The 1428-nt window shown below is 62.6% G+C and carries 1 protein-coding gene; it reads right to left on the reverse strand.

The window, feature by feature from the left end; all coding sequences use genetic code 11:
- Nucleotides 1–106: 106 nt before the first annotated feature.
- The gene (locus NKJ06_RS35410; protein ID WP_352628043.1) at nt 107–1306 is read right to left on the reverse strand and encodes an IS256 family transposase; all 1200 of its coding nucleotides are present in this window, start codon (nt 1304–1306) and stop codon (nt 107–109) included.
- Nucleotides 1307–1428: the final 122 nt, after the last annotated feature.

Here is a 1428-nt window from a genome sequence, read left to right on the forward strand (position 1 = left end):
AGTTGTGTGCGTCAAGTTCTGCAAAAATGGCGTGGCATCGCGGTGACGTCGGGGTGTCCGTCGCGCAGCCCCCGTGTTTAGCGGAGCGGCGGACACATGACGGTGCTCAGGCGGCCAAGGCCCTCAGGCTCTCCTTCTTGTGCTCGCGCAGATGATCCATGTTCAGATAGCGGGTCGCCTCGAGCCAGTTCTCGTGGATCTCCACCGCCAACGCCCGAACCAGCCGCAGGCAGCTCCGTGGGTTGGGGAAGATGCGAACGACCAGGGTGCGCCGCTTGATCTCCTGGTTCAGCCGCTCCAGCATGTTCGTCGACTTCATGTGCTTGTGGTGAGCTAGCGGCAGCCGATAGAAGCTCAGCGTCTCCTCGATATTGTCTTCCACCCAGTTGACCAGCTTCGGGTATTTGGCCTGCCATTTGGCGATCCACTGCGCCAGGTCGCGTTTGACCTCGGCGAGGTCGCGCCGGTCGTAGAACCATCTGAGTTCCATCAGGCAATCGTCGTCGACCTTGCGCGGCACGTAGTCGAGCGCGTTTCTGAGGAAGTGCACGTAGCAGCGCTGCCAGACCGCTTCGGGCAGCACTTCGCGGATCGCCGCCCTGAGCCCCGGATGGTCGTCGGAGACGACGAACTCGACGCCGGCGAGCCCGCGATTCTTGAGCCCCGTCAGGAACTCGCGCCAGCTCGAATGGCTCTCCCGGTTGGCCAACTCCACGCCCAGAACCTGGCGCCGGCCCTCCCAATCCACGCCGATCGCCACCAGCACCGCCTGGCTGGCGATCACGCCCGCCTCGCGAGCCCGCTCGTAGCGCGCATCCAAAATGAGATACGGATAGCTTTCCTCGAGCCGCTGCGTGAAGAACGCCTTGAGCGCCTCATCCAGCCGCATCGTCGCCTCGCTCACCGTCGAGGCCGAGAAAGAGTGGCCGCACAATTCCTCCGTCACCGCCTTCACCTTGCGGGTCGAGACGCCCTGCACGTACATTTCAACCAGCGCCGACACCAATGCCTTCTCCGAGCGCTGGTAGCGCTCAAACAACTCCGTCGAGAACCGGCCAGCCCGATCCTGCGGAACGCGCAGCTCCAGAACCCCAACCCGCGTCACCAGCTTGCGCTCGTAATAGCCGGACCGGTAACTCGTCCGCTCCGCCGTCCGCTCCCCTTTCTCGGCCCCGATCGCCTCCGTCATCTCGGCTTCAAGAACCTCCTGCACGACAGTCTGCAATGCCTGGCGAAAGCCGTCCTCATCCGACAACAGCAACGCTTTCAACTCGCCTCTGCTCAGTCTAACTTCTCGATTGGTCATGGCACTTCCCCTTCCACGGGAATCGGTGATCGTAACGTCACCACCGTGCCATGGCCGCTCGCCCCTCAGAGCAAGCGCCGTTCTCTCTCCAAAACTTTTTGCAGAACCTTCAGCACACTATC

This window comes from Mesorhizobium sp. M0293, assembly GCF_040321735.1.
GTDB lineage: Bacteria > Pseudomonadota > Alphaproteobacteria > Rhizobiales > Rhizobiaceae > Mesorhizobium.

Coding starts and splice junctions, on each gene's coding strand:
- NKJ06_RS35410 (WP_352628043.1), bottom strand. CDS start 1,306: ATGACCAATCGAGAAGTTAGACTGAGCAGAGGCGAGTTGAAAGCGTTG.